The organism is Erwinia sp. JUb26, assembly GCF_003751505.1.
In the GTDB taxonomy this organism is placed as follows: Bacteria; Pseudomonadota; Gammaproteobacteria; order Enterobacterales; family Enterobacteriaceae; genus Erwinia.
Map to the genome: position 1 here is coordinate 922,720 of NZ_RJVB01000001.1, position 21,906 is coordinate 944,625.

Genomic DNA, 21,906 nt, shown 5'->3' on the forward strand with positions numbered 1-21,906 from the left:
TACGGTTACGCGAAGGTCGTCAGAAAAGGCCGCCCTTCCACCTGCAGCTGGCGGAAAGACACCTGATAGAGCGCTGACAGGTGTTCCGGCGTCAGGATCTGCTCCGGCTTGCCCTGTAACGCGGGTTGCCCGGGCCGCATCAGCCACACGCAGTCGGCGTGCCGCAACGTATGGTTCAAATCGTGGCTGCTCATGATCACCGTTACGCCACGATTAAGCAGTTCCGGAATCAGCCGGTCAAACACGGCCTGCTGGCCGATATCCAGCCCCGTCATCGGTTCATCCAGCAGCAGCAGCTGTCCTTCCGGCTGGCTGACCTGTAAAAAAACGGCGGCGAGCCGAACCCGCTGCCATTCGCCGCCGGATAGCTGCCCCAGCGGACGCTGTAGCTTATCGCTAATCTGCAGCGCATCGGTAAAATGCATCAGCAGCGGCTCAGTGGCGGAAGCCTGCTGCACTTCGTGCATCATCAGATAGTGCCAGACCGGCATCTGCGCCGAGGGCGATTGCTGCTGCGGCAGAAAGGCGCGATGCCGGGCCAGACGCGGCCCGGCCCACTCCGCCAGCGGCTCACCGTTGAGCAGAATGTCTCCCTGCGCGTTGAGCAGGCCGGCCAGCGAGGCCAGCAGCGAGCTTTTACCCGCGCCGTTTGGCCCCACCAGATGGATCAGCTGACCACGCTCAACCGCTGCGCTAAAGGGAAACAGACGCCGATCAACGCTTGCCTGGCGGATTTCCAGCAGCATTTAGCCCGCCAGCGCCTGTTTGATGGCGCTGACCACAACCTCATCCTCCGGCTCCATATCCGGCGAGAAGCGCTGCAGTACGCGACCGTCGCGGCCAATCAGGAATTTTTCGAAGTTCCACAGAATATCGCCCGGCTGCTTCGGCGCGCGGCCTTTGCTGGTCATACGCTCGAGGAAACCACTGCCCTGCGGAGCCACGGCCTGTGGCTGTGCGGCAACCAGCTGCGCATAGAGCGGATGACGCTGCGGTCCGTTCACCTCGATTTTGCTGAACATCGGAAAGGTGACGCCGTAGGTAGTGCTGCAGAAGGTTTTGATTTCCGCTTCGGTACCCGGCTCCTGCTCCAGAAATGCATTGCAGGGGAAGCCCAGCACCGTCAGCCCTTTATCATGCCAGGCCTTTTGCAGATTTTCTAACTGAGAGTACTGCGGTGTCAGGCCACATTTTGAGGCGACGTTCACCACCAGCAGGACATCGCCCTGCCACTGTGCCAGCGTGGTTTTCTCACCGTCCAGCGTAGTCAGTTCTGTTGCAAAAATGCTCATTGAATATTCCTGTTTAACGTGGATGGATAGCCGCACAAGCACAGCGGCTAACGGTTGCTCAATAATAACCAGATAAAAATCGGTGCGCCCAGCGTGGCGGTGACCACGCCCACCGGCAGTTCAGCAGCGTTCAGCGCCACGCGGGCGATAATATCCGCCGCCAGCAGTACGCCCGCCCCGGCGAGGGCGCAGCCGGGTAAAAGAGTACGGTGATCGCTGAGGCCGTTCAGACGCAATATGTGCGGTACCACCAGGCCAATAAAGCCTATCGCGCCGGCCAGCGCCACGCTGACGCCCACCAGCCAGCCAATCGCCAGCACCAGCAGGTTACGCCACAGCACCAGCGGCAACCCCAGCTGGCGGGCAGAACTTTCCCCCAGCGCCAGCAGGTTAAGCACCCTTGAGCGGGTGGTCAGCCAGAGCAAAACCGGCACCAGCGCCAGCATCAGCCAGCGCTCGTTCCAGCCAAGCCCGCCGAAGCCGCCCATCATCCAGTACATTAACTGCCGCAGATCGAGGCTGCTGCTGAAATAAACCGCCCAGGTCATGATCGCGCTACAGACGATCCCCAGCGCCACCCCCGCCAGTAGAAGGCGGCTGCCGGAAAGATTCCTACGGGCGAAACGCAGCAATAACAGCGTGATAAACAGCGCTCCGGCAATGGCACTGACGCTCATCACCCACGGGTCGCCGTTACCCACAAACACGGCCAGCACCAGCCCGACGCCCGCCCCGGCGGAGACGCCCAGCAGGCCCGGTTCGGACAGCGGATTATTGAACAGTGCCTGCATCGTCGCGCCCGCGACCGCCAGCGTGGCTCCCACCAGCAGGACTGCCAGCGTACGCGGCAGGCGCAGCTGCCAGACAAACAGATCGGCATCGGCCGTTAGCCAGCGCGTAGGCGGGATCCAGCGTTCGCCAACGCACAGACTAAGCAGCAGCAGGAGCAGACAAAATATCGCCAGCGCGCCGAGCCAAATCCTTGAGCGCCGTTTTGCACGCGTAATCTGTTGAGAAAGCAGGGTCATAAGCGACGTTTTGGAGAGAAAACAGAGAGTTAATTTTAGAGGGAAATGGGGAAAATGGAAGTGCCGTTGACCGGAGATGAAAACTTTGCATCACGCAGAGATGAAAAAGGCCGCTTGCGCGGCCTTTTTGAATTGCGAATATCAGTCTTCTTTCGGTGTAGCGTTTTCTACCCGGCTCTTCAACTTCTGGCCAGGACGGAAAGTCACTACCCGACGGGCCGTAATCGGGATGTCTTCCCCGGTTTTCGGGTTACGTCCCGGACGTTGATTCTTGTCGCGAAGGTCGAAGTTGCCAAATCCTGACAGTTTGACCTGCTCACCGTTCTCCAAAGCACGACGCACTTCTTCGAAAAACAGTTCTACCAGCTCTTTGGCATCCCGTTTGCTAAGCCCAAGCTTCTCAAACAGATATTCAGACATTTCAGCTTTTGTAAGCGCCATAGGTTCAATCCCTCAAGGATGCTTGGAATCGCTCTTTCAGTGCCTCTACACATCTTGCAACGGTAGCGGCAATCTCCTCTTCTTCGAGTGTCCGGCTGGTATCTTGCAAAATCAGGCTGATAGCGAGGCTCTTGAAACCCTCCTCTACGCCCTTACCACGGTACACGTCAAACAAGTTTACGCCAACTACCTGATTTACGCCAACTTTCTTACACTCTGTGATGATATCTGCTGCCGGGACATTTTCAGCCACAACAACGGCAATATCTCGGCGGTTTGCCGGGAAGCGCGAAATGCTGCTGACATCAGGCAGGACGCGGTCTGCGACCTTATCCCACAGCAGTTCGAACACCACCGTACGGCCGTTAAGATCCAGTTTTCGCTCAAGTTCCGGGTGGACTACACCGATGAATCCGATGGCTTCGCCGCGTAAATAAATTGCTGCGCTCTGCCCCGGATGCAGCGCCGGATTGGCTTCTGCTACAAACTGGATCTCATCGAGCTTGCCGGTCAGTTCCAGCAGAGACTCTAAATCACCTTTCAAATCATAGAAGTCAACGGCCTGACGCGCCAGATCCCAGTGCTCTTCAATGCGATTGCCGGCGATCACGCCAGACAGCATAACCTCCTGACGGATACCCAGGTTTGCCTGACTATCAGGCACAAAGCGCAGGCCGCTCTCAAACAGGCGTACACGAGACTGCTGGCGATTCTGGTTATAGACCACCGCGCCGAGCAGGCCGCTCCACAGTGAAAGACGCATCGCAGACATTTCGATGGAAATCGGGCTTGGCAACAGCAGGCTCTCTTCACCCGGATGCAGCAACGCCTGGATTTTTGGGTCAACGAAGCTGTAGGTGATTGCTTCCTGATAGCCCTTATCGACCAGCAGAGACTTCACGCGCTTGAGGGACAGGTCCGCTTCGCGGTGTTGAGTCATCTCCAGAGAGGCCTGGACCGGAACGTGCGGAATATTGTTGTAGCCGTAGATGCGGGCCACTTCTTCCACGAGATCTTCTTCAATCTCCATATCGAAACGCCAGCTTGGTGCCTTCGCCTGCCACTCGCCGTTACCGACGGTGACTTCACAGCCCAGGCGGGTCAGGAAATCGGTGACATCCGCATCGGAAATGACATGGCCAATCAGGCGATCCAGCTTCTCGCGGCGCAGCGTGATAGTGGCACGTTTAGGCAGATGCTGTTCACTGGTGACATCGATCAAAGGACCGGCTTCACCACCGCAGATATCCAGCAGCAGGCGCGTAGCGCGCTCAATGGCTTTGTGCTGCAGCGCAGGGTCAACGCCGCGCTCGTAGCGGTGGGACGCATCGGTATGCAGGCCGTGACGGCGCGCACGTCCGGTAATCGACAGCGGACTGAAGAACGCAGATTCCAGCAGCACGTTCTGGGTTTCTTCATTAACGCCCGAGTGTTCACCACCAAAGATACCGGCCATCGCCAGCGCCTTACCGGCATCGGCAATCACCAGCGTGTCGCTGTTCAGCGTGGCTTCGCTGCCGTCCAGCAGGGTCAGCTTTTCGCCCTCTTCCGCCAGGCGCACAATGATTTCTCCATTGATGCGATCTAGGTCGAAGGCGTGCATCGGCTGACCGAGTTCCAGCAGCACAAAGTTGGTGATATCCACGACCGGATCGATAGAACGGATGCCGCAGCGACGCAGCTTCTCTTTCATCCACAGCGGGGTTGCTGCCTTGACGTTAATGCCTTTAACTACACGGCCCACATAGCGCGGGCAGGCTTCCGGCGCAGACACGCTAATCGGGAAAGTATCGTTCAGCGTTGCCGCCACTGGAGCAATTTCCGGTTCAACCAGCGGCAGCTTGTTCAGCACCGCGACATCGCGCGCTACGCCGATAATGCCCAGGCAGTCAGCGCGGTTTGGCGTCACGCTGATTTCAATAGTGCTGTCGTCCAGCTTGAGGTATTCACGGATATCGGTGCCAACGGCTGCATCCAGCGGCAGCTCGATGATGCCCTGGTGATCGTCGGAAATACCCAGCTCGGAGAAGGAGCACAGCATGCCTTCAGACGGCTCGCCGCGCAGCTTGGCAGCCTTAATTTTGAAGTCACCCGGCAGGACGGCACCGACGGTAGCAACGGCCACCTTCAGGCCCTGACGGCAGTTTGGAGCGCCGCAGACGATATCCAGCAGGCGATCGCCGCCCACGTTGATTTTGGTAACGCGTAGTTTATCCGCGTTAGGGTGCTGGCCGCATTCCACCACTTCACCCACCACCACGCCGTGAAAAGCACCGGCAACGGGCTCTACGCCGTCAACTTCCAGGCCAGCCATAGTAATTTGGTCGGACAGGGCTTCGCCGTCAATGGCCGGATTGACCCATTCACGTAACCAGAGTTCACTGAATTTCATTGGTTTTACCCGCCCTTATTTAAACTGTTTGAGGAAACGTAAATCATTTTCGAAGAAGGCGCGCAGATCGGTCACGCCATAGCGCAGCATGGTCAGACGCTCCATACCCATGCCGAAGGCAAAGCCGGAATAAACTTCCGGATCGATCCCGACATTGCGCAGCACGTTCGGGTGCACCATGCCGCAACCCAGCACTTCCAGCCACTTGCCGTTTTTACCCATCACATCCACTTCCGCGGACGGTTCGGTGAACGGGAAATAGGAAGGACGGAAACGCACCTGCAGATCGGCTTCGAAGAAGTTGTTGAGGAAATCGTGCAGCGTACCTTTCAGATTGGTGAAACTGATGTTTTTATCAACGATCAGGCCTTCCATCTGATGGAACATCGGGGTGTGAGTCTGATCGTAGTCATTACGATAAACGCGGCCCGGGACGATAACGCGAATCGGCGGCTGCTGGGTTTCCATGGTGCGGATCTGCACGCCGGAGGTCTGAGTACGCAGCAGGCGTTTGGCATCAAACCAGAACGTATCGTGGTCGGCGCGCGCCGGGTGGTGGCCGGGGATATTCAGCGCATCAAAGTTATGATAGTCATCTTCGATCTCCGGTCCGGTTTCTACCGAGAAGCCCAGTTCGCCGAAGAAGGTTTCAATACGGTCGATGGTACGGGTGACCGGATGCAGACCGCCATTTTCAATACGACGCCCCGGCAGGGAGACGTCGATAGTCTCCTGCGCCAGACGCGCGTTCATCTCCGCAGATTCCAGCACGTTCTTTTGCGCATTGAGCGCATCCTGCACCTGTTGTTTAGCTTCATTGATTACCGCACCCGCTGCCGGGCGATCTTCCGCTGGCAGTTCACGCAGGGTAGTCATCTGCAGGGTAAGAAGCCCTTTTTTCCCCAGGTATTCGACGCGCACGTTATCTAACGCGGCGACATCCTGGGCATCATTGATGGCGGCTTTCGCTTGCGCCACCAGGTCTGCGAGATGTGACATGCTTTCCTCTTCTTCCAGCCACCGTGGCCGGTCTGTTTTTAGTCTTTACGATAACATCGTTACGTATTCAGCACCGAAACGAAAAAAGCCTCCACTAGGGAGGCTTTTAGCGCGATTTTTCGTTTCTTTTCTTTGCGCAAAAGCCCCCGATAATCAGGTGCTAAAGTAAAAAAAGAAACGAAAATTAGCGTTCATGCTTATTGTTACCTGGTTGCTTGCGGGAACCGTTCTATTGAAATACCCGGAGGCAGAAAAGTCAATCTTTTGCTTAGGTTACAGGCAATAAAAAAGGGGAGACAAGCTCCCCCTCTTCAAATCTGGCTTACGCCAGAGCTGCTTTCGCTTTTTCTACCAGAGCAGAGAAGACTGCTTTGTCGAATACGGCGATGTCAGCCAGGATCTTACGGTCGATCTCAATAGAAGCCTTTTTCAGGCCATTGATGAAACGGCTGTAAGAAATACCGTTAGTGCGGGCTGCTGCGTTGATACGCGCGATCCACAGCTGACGGAACTGACGCTTACGCTGACGACGGTCGCGGTAAGCATACTGACCAGCTTTGATAACTGCCTGGAAGGCAACGCGGTAAACACGTGAACGTGCACCGTAGTAACCTTTAGCTTGTTTTAAGATTTTTTTGTGACGTGCGCGAGCAACTACACCACGTTTTACACGAGCCATTTAGCTCTCCTGTTAATATTCTGAAAGTTTAAAAAAATACTTATGCGTACGGCAGGCAGGCAATAACCAGACCCAGATCGCCTTTAGACACCAGACCTTTCGGACGCAGGTGGCGTTTACGCTTAGTAGATTTTTTAGTCAGAATATGACGCAGGTTAGCGTGTTTACGCTTGAAGCCGCCAGAAGCGGTCTTCTTGAAGCGCTTGGCCGCGCCACGTACAGTTTTAATCTTTGGCATTTAAAAAATATCCACTTCGCATTGTTAATAAAATGAACCAGACAGGCGAATCACACCGCACGCCGAAGCGCACGGCAGGATTACTTTAGGGCCTACTGTTTCTTCTTGGGAGCGAGCACCATAATCATCTGGCGACCTTCGATCTTCGTAGGGAAGGATTCGACAATTGCCAGATCGATATCTTCACACAGATCTTTACGGACGCGGTTAAGCACTTCCATACCGATCTGCTGGTGCGCCATCTCACGACCGCGGAAACGCAGTGTGATTTTGGCTTTATCGCCATCTTCCAGAAAGCGAATCAGGTTGCGTAGTTTTACCTGATAGTCGCCATCATCGGTACCAGGACGGAATTTAATTTCCTTAACCTGGATAACTTTTTGCTTTTTCTTCTGTTCCTTAGAAGATTTGCTTTTTTCATAAAGGAACTTGCCGTAATCCATAATACGGCAAACGGGCGGTTCGGCGTTAGGGCTGATCTCGACAAGATCAACGCCTGCTTCTGCAGCTTTTTCTAAAGCTTCATCCAGACTGACAATACCAATCTGTTCGCCATCGACGCCAGTCAGACGAACCTCAGTGGCGCGAATTTCTCTGTTAATGCGATTAGGACGCGCCGGTTGAACTCGTTTTCCGCCTTTAATACTTTATTCCTCCAATTGATGAAGATTGCGACTGCGAATTTCATTCTGCAGTTTCGCGATCACTTCGTTTACGTCCATGCTTCCCAGGTCTTTACCGCGGCGGGTGCGAACGGCTACTTTGCCAGATTCCACCTCTTTATCACCACAGACCAACATATACGGGACACGTCGTAAAGTGTGTTCACGGATTTTAAAGCCAATCTTCTCGTTTCTCAAGTCCGCTTTTGCACGAATGCCCGCATTCTGCAGTTTTCGAGTCAATTCTGCAACATATTCGGACTGGCCATCGGTAATATTCATTACCACAACTTGTACTGGAGCAAGCCAGGTCGGGAAGAAACCGGCATATTCTTCGGTCAAAATCCCGATAAAGCGCTCCATGGACCCCAGGATTGCACGGTGAATCATCACCGGCACCTGACGTTCATTACTTTCACCCACATAAGAGGCATTCAGACGGCCCGGCAGCGAGAAGTCGAGCTGTACGGTGCCGCACTGCCATGCACGGTCGAGGCAGTCATGCAGGGTAAATTCAATTTTAGGACCGTAGAAAGCGCCCTCACCCGGCTGATATTCGAACGGAATATCGTTTTCTTTCAGCGCGGCGGCCAGATCGGCCTCGGAGCGGTCCCACAGGTCGTCAGTACCGATACGCTTTTCAGGACGCGTGGAAAGCTTAACCACGATCTTTTCAAAGCCAAAGGTGCTGTACATGTCGTACACCATCTTGATGCAGCTGTTTACCTCATCACGCACTTGCTCTTCGGTACAAAAGATATGGGCATCGTCCTGAGTAAAGCCACGAACACGCATCAGACCGTGCAGTGCGCCTGACGGCTCGTTACGGTGACAGCTACCAAATTCAGCCATACGCAGCGGCAGATCGCGGTACGACTTCAGCCCCTGGTTAAAGATCTGCACGTGACCCGGGCAGTTCATTGGCTTAATGCAGTATTCACGGTTCTCAGAAGAAGTGGTGAACATCGCCTCTTTGTAGTTTTCCCAGTGGCCGGTTTTTTCCCACAGCACGCGGTCCATCATGAACGGACCTTTCACTTCCTGGTACTCGTACTCTTTCAGCTTGGTGCGCACAAACACTTCCAGCTCGCGGAAGATCGTCCAGCCGTCGTTGTGCCAGAAAACCATGCCCGGTGCTTCTTCCTGCATATGATACAGGTCAAGCTGCTTACCAATCTTACGATGGTCGCGTTTTGCCGCTTCTTCCAGACGCAGCAGATATGCCGCCAGCTGCTTCTTGTCGGCCCATGCGGTGCCGTAGATACGCTGCAGCATTTTATTATTACTGTCGCCGCGCCAGTAGGCACCGGAGATTTTCTGCAGCTTAAAGTGATGGCAAAAACGCATATTCGGTACGTGCGGACCCCGGCACATATCGACATATTCTTCGTGATGATACAGACCAGGACGATCGTCATGGCTGATGTTTTCATCAAGAATGGTCATTTTGTAGGTTTCACCACGTGCAGCAAAGGCGTCACGCGCTTCCTGCCAGCTAACCTTCTGTTTAACGACGTCGTAATTGGTTTCGGCCAGTTGGTGCATACGCTTTTCCAACTGCTCGATATCTTCCTGCGTCAGGGTGCGATCGAGGTCAACATCATAGTAGAAACCGTTGTCGATCACCGGACCGATAGCCATTTTGGTATCTGGCCACAGCTGCTTAATCGCATGACCTAACAGGTGTGCACAGGAGTGGCGAATAATTTCCAGACCGGCTTCGTCTTTGGCTGTGATGATGGCCACATTGGCATCTTCAGCGATTGGATCAACCGCATCCACCAACTCACCATTTACCCGTCCGGCAATACAGGCTTTCGCCAGGCCAGGACCGATATCCAGGGCAATATCCATCACGCTTACGGCGTGGTCAAACGAACGCTTACTTCCATCAGGAAGAGTAATCACTGGCATGTAACATCCTTAATTGCAGTGGTAACCCATACGCAAGGCTACATACAAACATTGGTTTTACTTTATAAACCAGACCCTTAGCACTTAAAACCCGCTCACATTTGCCGGTTTGGTACACGGTCTGGTACACAGACTCAAAAGTGGCTCAGAATCAGAGAAACCTTTGAAGGTGTAGTATCTTACACGTCATAGCGGCTAATTGCACGGCGCGGGATTAAATTGCAGCGGGGGGAAACAGGCATTACGGGCAGGCTGGCATTATGCCAAAAGAAAAACGGGCCGAATATTCGGCCCGTAGTGCATTACATCGCGTAGGAGAGTAATACCGAGGTTTTGGTGTCGGTTCTTTCCGGCGCAGACTCTGGAGGATTCTGGTTCCAGGTCACGTTGTAAGCCAGCTTCAACGCAAAGTGGTCGTTGATCGCCACCTGCAGGCCGGTTTCTGAGTTAACGGTAGTATCGTCGCTACCCAGTACGGATACACCCTGAATGAATTTGGTGGTATCGGTCAACTGCCACTGGTAGCTGAATGCGCCATAGGCCAGCGCCTGAGTTTCATGGCCGCCTTCATGGAAATCGTCATAACGCACACCAGGACCGGCTTCCACACGCAGTGAGTGCACCGGACCGTTCAGCAGCTGGCGACCATAACCTGCGGCCAGAATCGAACGACCGTCATAACCGTTAAAACGGTCGCTAAGCCAGCTCGCCTGGCCAAACAGGTAGTCCGCGCTGTTCATGTTGTAACGCGTACGTCCACCAACCTGATAGGTCTCAGAAGAGCGCTCATCGTTAGATGAGGTGTTGCTCGCATTGCCCCACAGGCTGTAAGCCGTGCTTGGCTGATACCAGGTCATATTGGTATTTGCCGTGGCGGATGAGCTTTTGGTATTTCCGCTCTGAGCCAGGTAGCCCGCTGCGGCATTGCCTTCGAAAGGTTTCTTCGCGGTGCTCGGGTCATCCATAACCGTAAATACGTTGTTATCAGCCAGGGCTTGTTGACACAGTGCTCCCCCGGAGAGCAGCAGAACGACAGACAGTTTACTAAGCGCTTTCATTTAATGTGACCCGTACGGCAGTTTTGAAAAGAGTAAGTCTGAAGCCTTTTGAAGGACGATCAACGCAATTTACGGTAATAAACGTAACAATTTGTTAAATCACTCTTTTTATCAAGCATCATGACAAATCTACTCGATGAATGAGAACATTCCCATTAACGGCGCGCATTATAGAGGGTATTTGACGGGAAAACATCAGGCTGTAAATAAGAAATATCTCTAGCCATCTCCTCCACCCCGTCCGGGGGATGGCCTATGCTGAAAGGAGTTTTCTAACAAAGAGGTAAGCCATGAGTTCTTCCGCCGTAACCCAATACGTTGTGACCTTTCGCTACCATGAAAGCGGGCTCGCTAATCTGCTCGAACTCAACAGCACGATGTTAAATGCCGGCTTTTCAACCACGCTCAACGACGCCGAAGGGCATCCGCACGAACTGGGCACCAACAATTTCGGCATCGTCAGCGCTCTGTCGATCGATGAACTCAGGGAGCAGGCGGCCAGCGTGGGCGAACTGGTTCTGGGGGAGCAGCCGGAGGTTGAAGTCCAGACGTTTGCATCTTTTAATACGCAGGATCAAAGCTAAGTTTTTGTAAAAATGTACGATTAACGTGCATTAACGCGCAGACTGGTTATCCTTTAAGCGATACGGTAACCCTGTTCACGGCGTACAAAAGAGGAGCTTCCTATGTGGTCAGCCATCAATCGTTTGTTGAATGAACAGCTTGGTCCCGGTGAAATCACCCAACGCACAGAGCTACCGGGCGGCGACGTCCACCCTGCCTGGCTTCTGCATTACGGTAAGCAGCAGGTGTTCGTCAAATGCAATCAGCGAGAGATGCTGGATTTATTCACCTGGGAAGCCGATCAGCTCCAGCTGCTGGCACGCAGTGGCACCGTGCGCGTACCTCAAGTTTACGGCGTCGGCAGCGTCCGCGATGCCAGTTTCCTCCTGCTGGAGTTCATCCAGCCCAGCCCGCTGGATGCCGTCACGGCCCGAACACTTGGTGAACAGCTGGCGCGCCTGCATCAGTGGAGCGAGCAGCCACAGTTTGGCCTCGATTTTGATAACAATATCACCACCTCACCGCAGCCTAACAGCTGGCTCCGCCGCTGGTCACTGTTCTTTGCCGAGCAGCGCATCGGCTGGCAGCTGCAGCTGGCTGCGGAAAAAGGTATCCAGTACGGCGATATCGAATTAATTACCCGCTGCGCACAGAGCATTCTGGCGTCGCATCATCCAGAACCGTCGCTGCTGCACGGCGACTTATGGCCCGCCAACTGCGCAGGCAGCAGCAGCGGCCCGTGGATCTTCGATCCCGCCTGCTACTGGGGCGACAGAGAGTGCGACCTGGCAATGCTCAGCTGGTATCCCGATCTTCCTGCAGAGATCCTGCAAGGCTATCAGTCGGTGTGGCCGCTTCCGGATGGATACAGTCAGCGGCAGCCGGTTTATCAGCTTTACTACCTGCTTAATCGGGCGAATGTGTTTGGCGGCAGCTGGCTGGGCGAGGCACAGCGTGCGGTACTTGCGCTGCTGGACGAGGATGAGTTGGGTAACAAGCGCGCACAGCTGGCCTGAATGCCAGCCTGCGCGCGCAGGCGGTTTACAGAAGCAGGCGGTTTACAGAATAAAACCGAGTAGCTTCAGCACAAAATATCCGGCCACGGCTACGATCAGCGGCAATATATACAGCGGGAAAAACTGCAGGAAAATGGTGTGTCGTGGCACCACAATTTTCTCTTCCAGCTGCTGGCGGCTCAAACCTTCGTCTCCTCTGGCCTGCTCCAGAATCATCCGATCTTCAATCCCTTCACGCAGATGCCGGGACTGGCGCCACATGCGCGCGCCGGAAGCCTGAAGTGCCAGTCCGACGAAAATCAGCATATAAATCACCCAGAACAGGATATTGCTGCCGCCGTTAAAATTCGGCACCGGCGAGTTGGTCCAGAAACTGTGCAAAAATCCGGTATTAAAGCGGATCATATCGATCATCACATGGGTAAAATCCTGCATTACCGCATTGATGCCGTCACGTTGCTCCTGGCTTTTTTCAAGAAAACCCAGCAGCGAAATCAGCGTGGATAGCAGCGCAGGGATAAAGATAATCCAGCCTGCAATTCGCTTGACGATCGCGATCTGGCCAGCCCGTTGATAAGTCATGCATTCTCCTGTCCATATGATATTTCGCCGATAGTTTACCTGTACTAAGCGAAAAGTGCCTGCTAAATGCGATTCACACCGCTGCGTTATGCCCCCCTGCAACGGGGTCATGGCCGGCAGTGATTTTAGGTCAGTGCGATGTTCATGTTAAAATGACATAAACCGTTTAATGGAGCCACAAAATGTCCTATCACCGCCCCGTCGTTGCCGCCATTTTTGATATGGATGGCCTGCTGATCGACTCCGAACCCCTCTGGCACCAGGCAGAACTGGATATTTTCAGCACGCTGGACATCGATATGAGCCGCCGCGAGGAGCTGCCCGATACGCTGGGCCTGCGCATCGATCAGGTCGTTCGTATGTGGTATGAAACACTGCCGTGGAACGGCCCGACTCAGGAGGAAGTCACACAGCGTGTTATCAACCGGTCACTGGAACTGGTGGAAGAAACACGCCCGCTGCTGCCAGGCGTGGAACACGCGCTGCAGCTTTGCCAACGCTCAGGGCTGAAGATCGCCCTGGCCTCCGCCTCTCCGCTATTCATGCTTGAGCGGGTGCTGGAAATGTTTAACATCCGTAGTCACTTCGAGATTCTTGCTTCTGCCGAATCCCTGCCCTACAGCAAACCGCACCCGCAGGTTTACATCGATGCCGCAACTCGACTGGGCGTGGACCCGCTTAACTGCGTGACGCTGGAAGACTCCTTCAACGGCATGATCGCCACGAAAGCCGCGCGCATGCGCTCAATTGTTGTGCCGGATGAGGAGTACGCTGCCGATCCGCGCTGGGCGCTGGCAGATGTTAAGCTCACGTCGTTAAATGAGCTGACCAGCCAGCATTTGCTCGGCCGTTAACCGGGCCCGTTTCCTGACTTTTATTGCCCGGATAGCTGACGTCACGGCAATGTTGACGCCTGCGTTGTATAAATGTTAATCCGGGCACAAAATATTTATCTTTCGTTACAGCGTCACATATTTATTCTACTGTATATATTCCCTATACTGGATGCATTGACAGCTATGTAGCCAGGTATTCTCCATGACGGCCGAGGGCCATCTTATTTTTGCCATTGCCAGCGCAATTTTTGCCAAGCGTGCCGAACTGACCCCGGTTCTGGCCAGCGCCGACTGGTGGCACATTATTCCGGCTACCCTGCTGACCTGTCTGCTTCCTGATATCGATCACCCGAAGTCGCTGCTCGGTCAGCGGCTTAAATGGCTGTCTCAGCCGATTGCCCGCGCTTTTGGCCATCGGGGGTTTACCCACAGCCTGCTGGCCGTTGCCGGCGGCGTGGCGCTGCTACAGATGAAACTCCCCGACGGCTGGATCATTCCCGCCGATGCGTTTCAGGGAATGGTGCTGGGTTATCTCAGCCATATTGTCGCCGATATGCTGACGCCCGCGGGTGTGCCGCTGCTCTGGCCCTGCCGCTGGCGTTTTCGATTACCGTTGCTCAACAGTCAGAAAGGCAATCAGCTGGAGCGCATGTTATGCCTGGCGCTGGTCGGCTATGCGATGTTTTTCCCGCCGGGAATGCAGCATTTTGGTGCGGGCGGATGGCCCAGTTCCGTAATGAATACCGTGCAAAACAGTATTAGTAGAATAATTAACGCCCAACCAGAACAGCAATTAAGCAAATAAACACGAAAAGTTATAATTAATAGCTTTTGGATATAAACCTGCACCATTCCAAACTGTTACCATTCCGCCACTGCCCTACTTGCTACGCGACAGAAATTAACTGTCAACCGTTTTGACGGCGCTTACGCCGTCACTTTTGGAGAATGCCTTAATGAATTTCCCGCTCATTCTTAACCTGGTGGCCTTCGTCGCCCTGTTACTGCTGCTGGCAAAAACCGGCCGCCAAGGCTGGAGTCTGTCGAAAAAAGTCCTCGTTGGCCTGGTGGTTGGCGTCCTGTTTGGCCTGGCGCTGCATACCATTTACGGCGAAAACAGCGAGGTGATTAAACAATCCGTCAGCTGGTTCAATCTCGTCGGCAACGGCTACGTCCAGCTGCTGCAGATGATCATTATGCCGCTGGTTTTTGCCTCGATACTCAGCGCCGTTGCCCGCCTGCATAATGCCTCATCGCTGGGTAAAATCAGCGTACTGACCATTGGCGTGCTGCTGTTTACCACCGCCATTTCAGCAGCGGTAGGCGTGCTGGTCACCTGGCTGTTTGGCCTCAATGCCAGCGGTCTGGTGCAGGGCGTGCAGGAAACCGCGCGCCTCACGGCGATTCAAACCAACTACGTGGGTAAAGTGGCCGATCTGAGTGCGCCGCAGCTGCTGCTTTCCTTCATTCCTAAAAACCCGTTTGCCGACCTGACCGGCGCGAATCCAACCTCGATTATCAGTGTGGTGATTTTTGCTGCCTTCCTCGGCGTGGCGGCACTGCAGCTGCTGAAGGATGATGCGGAGAAAGGTCAGCGTGTGCTGAAAGCCATCGATACCCTGCAGTCCTGGGTGATGAAGCTGGTGCGCCTGATCATGAAACTAACGCCTTACGGTGTCATGGCGTTGATGACTAAAGTGGTGGCGACCTCTAACCTCACCGACATTATCAAGCTGGGCAGCTTTGTGCTGGCTTCGTATCTGGGCCTGGCCATTATGTTTGCGGTGCACGCCCTGCTGCTGTCGGTCAACGGTGTAAACCCATTGCGCTTCTTCCGTAAAGTGTGGCCGGTGATTACCTTTGCCTTCACCAGTCGTTCCAGCGCCGCGACCATTCCATTAAGCGTGGAAGCCCAGACCCGTCGTCTTGGCGTGCCGGAATCCATCGCCAGCTTCGCAGCCTCATTCGGTGCCACCATCGGTCAGAACGGCTGTGCCGGTCTGTATCCGGCAATGCTGGCGGTGATGGTTGCACCAACCATTGGCATTAACCCGTTTGACCCGGTGTGGATCGCCACCCTGGTCGGTATCGTCACGCTGAGTTCGGCAGGCGTTGCGGGCGTAGGCGGCGGTGCAACCTTCGCTGCGCTGATCGTGCTCCCGGCCATGGGCCTGCCGGTGACGCTGGTTGCCCTGCTGATCTCCATCGAACCGCTAATTGACATGGGCCGTACCGCACTTAACGTTAACGGTTCAATGACTGCCGGTACGCTGACCAGCCAGTGGCTGAAGCAGACCGACAAGAAGATTCTGAACACCGATGCGGATAACGACGCCGAACTGGCGCAGCGCTGATCGCTAGCCGTCCGCTTTAACCCGGTGCCCTTATGGGCATCGGGATTATCATCCCTCCAGGTTAAGGAAGCGTTAAGCGCTGTAAGCAGCCGCTAATAGCCACTGGGAGCCGCTTGTATTTCACGAAGCTTAGGACGATGCTAGCGCAAAGAACCTGGAGAACTAATTATGAAAAAGGTGATGACCACCCTGCTCGCCTTATCCCTGCTGGCCCCCGTGCTGGCATCCGCCCATCCGGGAGGCTGGGGTCCATCCGGCCCGGGTCCTGGCTGGCACGGCGGCGGCGGACCGGGAAGACTGTCGTTCCTGCCTGACGCGGCGGCGGCAGTGCTGATTGGCGGACTGACCTACTATGTGCTGAACGGCAACTACTACCAGCGGCAGAACGACAACACCTATGTCGTCGTCGATCGCCCGGTAGATCGGGTCACCGATATGCGTGCGCTGGACTACAACGGCGAACGTTATTACGTGCAGGACGGCCACTACTATCGCCGCAACATCAATGGTGAGTATCTGGAAGTGCCACGCCCACCGGGACTGTGATTGTCTACAGGGCGCAGACAGGGATGGCTGGGCGCAAAGCAAAACGGCAACGCTTATTACAGAGCGTTGCCGTTTATATTCAAGATGTTAACCGTCTTTAGTTAGCGCTTTGCAGGATTACTGCCCTGCCTGCGGATCGGTATCGTATTCTTTACAGCTCTGGAAGCCGTAGTTCAACACTCTCCCGGTATCGCCGTAGCTCACGAAATAGGTCTGCTGTTTGCCGTCTCGCTCACCCAGAACGTAGGTCTGACAGGTTCCACGTGCGTGAACCATGGTGATTTCCGTCGACGGCGGACCCGCGATATCGCGGACCTGCTGGCGGGTCATGCCTTTTTTCACATCCTGTACCACCGGCTTGGTGACATAGCTTTCGGCACGATCGTAAGCGGTACAGCCTGATAAAACGGCCAGTGTTAACGCAGCACCCATCAATCCCGTCAATTTACGCATATGTTATTCCTCATTTATTGTCCATGTCGATTAAGCCTGGAATATAAGTGCCGGATTTTCAACTTTAACTGGTGAAAATATTACAGATTGACTGCCGCTGGCCTTATACTTCTTTCATTGAGAATGAACGTTCACACCCCTGTTTTCACCCATAACGGTTGCCGCGCAGGGTATAAATACCCGGTCGCGGAGGGCCATCCAGCATGCATCAACAAGCGCGCGATGCCTGCCCTGCGGAAGCATCAGCCGAAACGCAGCACCCGCTCGATCAACAGAACTACCACCTGCTATTTCATTCAGAGGATTCATGACACCTGCATCTCCAAAACGTCTTGGCTACGCCATTACGCTCGGCCTTCTCGCGGCGCTCGGCCCGCTGTGCATTGACCTTTATCTCCCGGCACTGCCGGAACTGGCCAGCGATTTACAAACGCCAACCGCTACCGCCCAATTGAGCCTCACCGCCGGGCTGCTGGGTCTGGGTCTCGGCCAGCTGTTCTTTGGCCCACTCAGCGATAAATACGGCCGTATCCGCCCTCTGCTTCTGTCGCTGATTCTGCTGCTGATTGCTTCCATTGGCTGCGCGCTGGCGCAGGACATCCACCAGCTGCTGCTGGCGCGCCTGTTCGAGGGCATGGCGGGCGCAGGCGGAGCCGTACTGTCGCGCGCGATTGCCCGCGATATGTACACCGGGCATGAGCTGACACGCTTTTTTGCCCTGCTGATGCTGGTGAACGGCCTGGCCCCGATTGCTGCACCGGTGATGGGCGGCGCGCTGATGACCTTCCTCAACTGGCGCGGGCTGTTTATGGCGCTGGCGGTAATCGCCGTTCTGCTGTTTATTCTGGCTAAGCTCAAGCTGCACGAAACGCTAGCCCCTGAACGCCGCAGCCAGGGAAGTATTCTCTCCGCCTGGGCGGCGCTGGGCCAGGTTATCACCCATCGCCCGTTTATGGGCTTCTGCCTGACCCAGGGCTTTATGATGTCGGGCATGTTTGCCTACATCGGCGCATCGCCGTTTGTCCTGCAGGAGATCTATCATCTGTCCCCGCAGGCGTTCAGTTTCTGCTTTGCGGCTAACGGCGTAGGCCTGATTATTGCATCTCAGTTGAGTGCGCGCCTCTGCCCGCTATGGGGTGAATACCGGGTACTGAAGGGCGGCCTGATGCTGGCATTTATCTCATCAGGCACTCTGCTGCTGGCGGGCCTCACCGCCGCCGCGCTGCCGCTGGTGCTGATTGCCCTGTTCTTCAGCGTAGCCAGCAACGGGGTGATTTCGGTCACCGCCTCCTCACTGGCGATGCAAAGCCAGGGACATCGGGCGGGCAGCGCGTCAGCGGTGCTGGGCGTAGCGATGTTTACCCTCGGCGGCATCAGCGTGCCGGTGACCGGCATCGGTGGCACCTCGGTAATGACCATGGCGGCCACCATTTTTGGCTGCTACATGCTGGCTATCGTGATGTTTACGCTGCTGGCACAAAAGCCGAAAAAAGTCTGATTTGTCAGCAGTCGGTGGTAAACATCGCGCGTGAAGATTGTTGTTTCGCGCCGGGCGCGTTAGCTTAAACAGACATAATATTACTGGCTGCCGTCCGTCGGCGCTGAATCTGAGGAGAGGTAAATGGCTCTGCAACAGGACATTATTGCGGCATTAGGTGTCAAACCGGTTATCGATGCACGTGCAGAAATTCGCACCAGCGTTGAATTTCTTAAGTCCTACCTGAAAACGTATCCGTTTTTGAAAACCCTGGTGCTTGGCATCAGCGGCGGACAGGACTCAACGCTGACCGGAAAGCTGTGCCAGACCGCGATTAACGAACTGCGCGAAGAAACGGCGGATACCAGCTATCAGTTTATCGCCGTGCGTCTGCCCTATGGCGTGCAGGCCGATGAGCAGGACTGCCAGGATGCGATTGGCTTTATCCAGCCGGACCGCGTGCTGACGGTGAATATCAAGCAGGCGGTGCTGGCCAGCGAGCAGGCGTTGCGTGATGCCGGTATCACGCTGTCTGACTTTATTCGCGGCAATGAAAAGGCTCGTGAACGGATGAAAGCGCAGTACAGCATCGCCGGGATGACGGCGGGCGTCGTGGTGGGCACCGACCATGCGGCCGAAGCGCTGACCGGCTTCTTCACCAAGTACGGCGACGGCGGCACCGATATCAACCCGATTTTCCGTCTGAATAAGGGACAGGGAAAACAGTTGCTGAAAGCGCTGGGCTGCCCGGAACACCTGTATCTGAAACAGCCCACCGCGGACCTGGAAGATAATCGTCCCGGCCTGCAGGATGAAGTGGCGCTCGGCGTCACCTACCAGCTGATCGACCGCTATCTGGAAGGGGAAACGATCGATCCTGCCGCAGCGAAAATCATCGAAGGCTGGTATCAGAAAACCGAGCATAAACGCCGCACGCCGATTACCGTGTTTGATGATTTCTGGAAAAAATAACCCGGTAATTGTTCTGGCGGTGCCGGTAAACAGTTCGGCGTCATTGCCTGACGGCAACGATGGTCGTTCAGGCGGTTAACTGACTCGATAATAATGCGGCTCACTGCGAGCCGCTTTTATATCGGCACCTCACATCATCCCAGTTTCCAACTGCCAATCATCTGTTTCCACCTTATCGCTACTTCCCCTGTTCCTGCTGACGACTTCTGTTACCTGCTTCCTGTTAACTACATCAGGCGTCCTGTTCTCTGCTTATGCCCTCCTGGGTCCGACTTCCCCGCCCCCTGATTCTGCCCACTGCTCACAGCTGACTATTATTTCTGCTATACTGTATGCACAACCAGTAACTGGAGTCCGTAGTGGTCAAAAAAATCGTCAGCCACCGCCTGGAATTTGAAGCGGCGGCCATCTATCAGTATCCCGAGCATCTGCGCCCGTGGATAGACGATCTCCCTAACCTGCCCGGCGTATACACCTTTCACGGTGACAGCGACAGCCTGCCGCTCTACATAGGCAAAAGCGTCAACATTCGCAGCCGGGTGATGTCGCATCTGCGCACCGCTGATGAAGCGAAAATGCTGCGCCAGTCAACGCGTATCAGCTTCATTACCACGGCCGGCGAACTGGGCGCGCTGCTGCTGGAAGCGCAGATGATCAAAATTCAGCAGCCGCTGTTTAACAAACGGCTGCGTAAAAACCGCCAGCTTTGCGCCCTGCAGTTGGTGAATCAGCGCCCACAGGTGGTGTACGCCAAAGAGGTTGATTTCTCACATACGCCGAACCTGTTCGGTCTGTATGCCAATCGTCGTGCTGCGCTACAGCATTTACAAAAAATCGCCGATGAACAGCAGCTTTGCTACGGATTATTGGGTATGGAACCGCTGACCGCCGGTCGCGGCTGTTTCCGGTCCGCGCTGCGGCGCTGTGCCGGAGCCTGTTGCGGCAAGGAGAGCGTGGAAGCACATCAGCAACGATTGCTGGCCGCGCTGGAAGCGGTGCGCGTGCAGTGCTGGCCGTGGCAGGGTGCCGTTGGCGTGATTGAAGAAGGGATGGGTCAGAAGCAGATCCACGTGATTAACAACTGGCTCTATCTGGGTTCGGTCAGCGATATCGCTGAAGCCGCAGTGCTCAGTACCGCGCTACCCGGGTTTGACAGCGACGGCTATAAGATCCTCAGCAAGCCGCTGATCGCCGGTAAACTGCCAATCGTGGCGCTTTGAGCTGCAAAGCAAACAAAACCGCCGGTGCTGCCCACTGCCCTGAGGGCGGAGGTGAGCAACACCGGCGGTTTCAAATACGTTCAGCGAGGATTAGTCGTCTGCTGGAGGCATTTTACCGTCGTGCTGCGGTTTTTCAGTCAGACGTTTCTCAAAGTTCTGGTTAAACTGTTTTTTCTGCTCGGGGGTCAGCACGTTATACATTTTGTTCTGTGTTTCCAGCATCGACAGCGCGCGTTCTTTACCGTTGGCGGACATCTGCGTTGCCTGCGCTTCGGCTTTAGCACGGTCGAAGCTGTCAGAAGCAATGATGCTATGCATCGCACGGCGCTCTTCCAGCGGTGGACGTTTCATGTCCTTGTGCGACTCTTTCATGATGGTACGAATCTGCTGCTTCTGTGCGTCGGTCAGATTCAGACCTTTAAACATATCGTGCATACCGCCGCCGTGACGAGGTGGCTTATGCATCATCGGTTTGTCGCCACCGGCAGGAGGCGGAGTCAGGTTGTCGTTTGCAGCATGAACGATATTGGCTGCACCCACTGCCAGCGTGGCAGCAACAAACAGGGAGGTTAATTTACGCATAGTATTGTCCTTATGTTTCATTTCTATGGCGACCCGGTTGTCGCGTTGTCGAAAGCAAGTTTACGTCCCCCAACGTCAAGTACTCAGAGGGTGAGTAAAGGCCTGAAAGCATAAAAGACAATTTGAAGCCAATCATGAAGAGAATGAGAAGATTTTGGTGAAGAATTGCAAAAGAATATGAATTTGAAGGGGTTTATGCAGGGAATATGGAGGAGTGTAATCGCCCGGGCGGGATTTCGGAAGGAAAAAGTTAAGCGCTTTACACTTTTCTGCGAATGCCTGCCGCATGGGTATTTGAGTTCAGGATTTGTGGCGATAAGGTGCTCTGAGCAGGCTGGCGGTTCCCACGTTTGGCGGGTCCTCGCGCCGCTGTGCGGTACCTTCACTTCGTTCGTCAGCCTGCCGGACCGGCTCAGACGTCGCGTCCCTGCGCCGACCGAGCCTTGCGCCCGCGTCCTGCGGGCACATCCTGGCTTCCTCTCTGCGTTCAGCGCTGTGGATTGCCAGACGGGGGAACCGCCAGCCCGCTCTTGTACTCCTGAGTTGCCTGTTAAAAGACAGCGACAAAGATATTGCGGCCGCAGAGGCTTAGCCAGTCGCC

At 55.0% G+C, this 21,906-nt stretch carries 23 protein-coding genes, 1 pseudogene and 1 other annotated feature; of the genes and pseudogenes, 9 read left to right on the plus strand and 15 right to left on the minus strand.

Annotated features, from left to right (window positions below; all coding sequences use genetic code 11):
- Positions 1-5: 5 nt before the first annotated feature.
- The 12 genes and pseudogenes from btuD to EC836_RS04455 form a co-directional block, all read right to left on the minus strand.
- Positions 6-746 (minus strand): vitamin B12 ABC transporter ATP-binding protein BtuD, encoded by a 741-nt coding sequence (gene btuD / locus EC836_RS04405; RefSeq protein WP_123330453.1) that lies wholly within the window; start codon positions 744-746, stop codon positions 6-8.
- Positions 747-1,292, minus strand: a complete 546-nt coding sequence (locus EC836_RS04410; RefSeq protein ID WP_123330455.1) for a glutathione peroxidase — start codon at positions 1,290-1,292, stop codon at positions 747-749.
- A gap of 47 nt (positions 1,293-1,339) precedes the next feature.
- A complete protein-coding gene (gene btuC, locus EC836_RS04415; RefSeq protein WP_123330457.1) occupies positions 1,340-2,320 on the minus strand; it encodes a vitamin B12 ABC transporter permease BtuC in 981 nt (326 codons plus the stop codon).
- Positions 2,321-2,461: 141 nt separating this feature from the next.
- Positions 2,462-2,761 (minus strand): integration host factor subunit alpha, encoded by a 300-nt coding sequence (ihfA, locus tag EC836_RS04420; RefSeq protein ID WP_004157378.1) that lies wholly within the window; start codon positions 2,759-2,761, stop codon positions 2,462-2,464.
- 4 nt (positions 2,762-2,765) lie between these two features.
- Positions 2,766-5,153, minus strand: a complete 2,388-nt coding sequence (gene pheT / locus EC836_RS04425; protein ID WP_123330459.1) for a phenylalanine--tRNA ligase subunit beta — start codon at positions 5,151-5,153, stop codon at positions 2,766-2,768.
- 15 nt (positions 5,154-5,168) lie between these two features.
- Positions 5,169-6,152 carry a phenylalanine--tRNA ligase subunit alpha gene (gene pheS, locus EC836_RS04430; protein ID WP_123330461.1) on the minus strand — a complete coding sequence of 328 codons (984 nt, stop codon included), beginning with the start codon at positions 6,150-6,152 and terminating at the stop codon, positions 5,169-5,171.
- A gap of 78 nt (positions 6,153-6,230) precedes the next feature.
- Positions 6,231-6,355 (minus strand) — a sequence feature (Phe leader region).
- A pseudogene (locus tag EC836_RS24810) lies at positions 6,306-6,347 on the minus strand (hypothetical protein). It overlaps the preceding feature by 42 nt.
- Positions 6,356-6,474: 119 nt before the next feature.
- Positions 6,475-6,831 (minus strand): 50S ribosomal protein L20, encoded by a 357-nt coding sequence (gene rplT / locus EC836_RS04435; RefSeq protein ID WP_105594995.1) that lies wholly within the window; start codon positions 6,829-6,831, stop codon positions 6,475-6,477.
- Positions 6,832-6,871: 40 nt separating this feature from the next.
- The gene (gene rpmI, locus EC836_RS04440) at positions 6,872-7,069 is read right to left on the minus strand and encodes a 50S ribosomal protein L35 (protein WP_010275699.1); all 198 of its coding nucleotides are present in this window, start codon (positions 7,067-7,069) and stop codon (positions 6,872-6,874) included.
- A 92-nt stretch (positions 7,070-7,161) separates the two neighbouring features.
- A complete protein-coding gene (gene infC / locus EC836_RS04445; RefSeq protein ID WP_123330463.1) occupies positions 7,162-7,713 on the minus strand; it encodes a translation initiation factor IF-3 in 552 nt (183 codons plus the stop codon).
- A gap of 3 nt (positions 7,714-7,716) precedes the next feature.
- On the minus strand, positions 7,717-9,645 hold the full coding sequence (gene thrS / locus EC836_RS04450; protein WP_123330464.1) for a threonine--tRNA ligase: 1,929 nt from the start codon (positions 9,643-9,645) through the stop codon (positions 7,717-7,719).
- 302 nt (positions 9,646-9,947) lie between these two features.
- Entirely contained in the window at positions 9,948-10,703 is a 756-nt protein-coding gene (locus tag EC836_RS04455) for a YdiY family protein (protein WP_123330467.1), read from the minus strand.
- Between the two features lie 290 nt (positions 10,704-10,993).
- On the opposite strand from EC836_RS04455, the gene ghoS reads away from it, so the two are divergent.
- Positions 10,994-11,287 (plus strand): type V toxin-antitoxin system endoribonuclease antitoxin GhoS, encoded by a 294-nt coding sequence (ghoS, locus tag EC836_RS04460; protein WP_123330469.1) that lies wholly within the window; start codon positions 10,994-10,996, stop codon positions 11,285-11,287.
- A gap of 102 nt (positions 11,288-11,389) precedes the next feature.
- Entirely contained in the window at positions 11,390-12,283 is an 894-nt protein-coding gene (locus EC836_RS04465) for a fructosamine kinase family protein (RefSeq protein ID WP_123330471.1), read from the plus strand.
- A 42-nt stretch (positions 12,284-12,325) separates the two neighbouring features.
- Here the strand turns inward: EC836_RS04465 and EC836_RS04470 are convergent, their stop codons facing one another.
- Positions 12,326-12,865 carry a YniB family protein gene (locus EC836_RS04470; RefSeq protein WP_123330474.1) on the minus strand — a complete coding sequence of 180 codons (540 nt, stop codon included), beginning with the start codon at positions 12,863-12,865 and terminating at the stop codon, positions 12,326-12,328.
- Positions 12,866-13,047: 182 nt separating this feature from the next.
- Between EC836_RS04470 and hxpB the strand changes: the two genes are divergently transcribed.
- The 4 genes from hxpB to EC836_RS04490 all read left to right on the plus strand — a co-directional run bounded on the left by hxpB (position 13,048) and on the right by EC836_RS04490 (position 16,601).
- On the plus strand, positions 13,048-13,719 hold the full coding sequence (hxpB, locus tag EC836_RS04475; protein WP_123330475.1) for a hexitol phosphatase HxpB: 672 nt from the start codon (positions 13,048-13,050) through the stop codon (positions 13,717-13,719).
- Between the two features lie 184 nt (positions 13,720-13,903).
- Positions 13,904-14,506, plus strand: a complete 603-nt coding sequence (locus EC836_RS04480) for a metal-dependent hydrolase (RefSeq protein ID WP_123330477.1) — start codon at positions 13,904-13,906, stop codon at positions 14,504-14,506.
- A 151-nt stretch (positions 14,507-14,657) separates the two neighbouring features.
- Entirely contained in the window at positions 14,658-16,055 is a 1,398-nt protein-coding gene (locus EC836_RS04485) for an L-cystine transporter (RefSeq protein ID WP_123330479.1), read from the plus strand.
- A 168-nt stretch (positions 16,056-16,223) separates the two neighbouring features.
- The gene (locus EC836_RS04490; protein ID WP_123330481.1) at positions 16,224-16,601 is read left to right on the plus strand and encodes a DUF6515 family protein; all 378 of its coding nucleotides are present in this window, start codon (positions 16,224-16,226) and stop codon (positions 16,599-16,601) included.
- Between the two features lie 117 nt (positions 16,602-16,718).
- Here EC836_RS04490 and osmE read toward each other — a convergent pair whose 3' ends face one another.
- Entirely contained in the window at positions 16,719-17,054 is a 336-nt protein-coding gene (osmE, locus tag EC836_RS04495; protein ID WP_123330483.1) for an osmotically-inducible lipoprotein OsmE, read from the minus strand.
- A 307-nt stretch (positions 17,055-17,361) separates the two neighbouring features.
- On the opposite strand from osmE, the gene EC836_RS04500 reads away from it, so the two are divergent.
- From EC836_RS04500 to cho, 3 genes are all read left to right on the plus strand, one after another.
- Entirely contained in the window at positions 17,362-18,552 is a 1,191-nt protein-coding gene (locus EC836_RS04500) for a multidrug effflux MFS transporter (RefSeq protein WP_123330485.1), read from the plus strand.
- Positions 18,553-18,675: 123 nt separating this feature from the next.
- Complete coding sequence (gene nadE / locus EC836_RS04505; protein ID WP_123330487.1) at positions 18,676-19,503, plus strand: ammonia-dependent NAD(+) synthetase; 828 nt, start codon at positions 18,676-18,678, stop codon at positions 19,501-19,503.
- Between the two features lie 359 nt (positions 19,504-19,862).
- Positions 19,863-20,723, plus strand: coding sequence for an excinuclease Cho (cho, locus tag EC836_RS04510; RefSeq protein WP_123330489.1), 861 nt, complete (start codon positions 19,863-19,865; stop codon positions 20,721-20,723).
- 90 nt (positions 20,724-20,813) lie between these two features.
- Here cho and spy read toward each other — a convergent pair whose 3' ends face one another.
- A complete protein-coding gene (gene spy, locus EC836_RS04515; protein ID WP_123330491.1) occupies positions 20,814-21,305 on the minus strand; it encodes an ATP-independent periplasmic protein-refolding chaperone Spy in 492 nt (163 codons plus the stop codon).
- Positions 21,306-21,906: the final 601 nt, after the last annotated feature.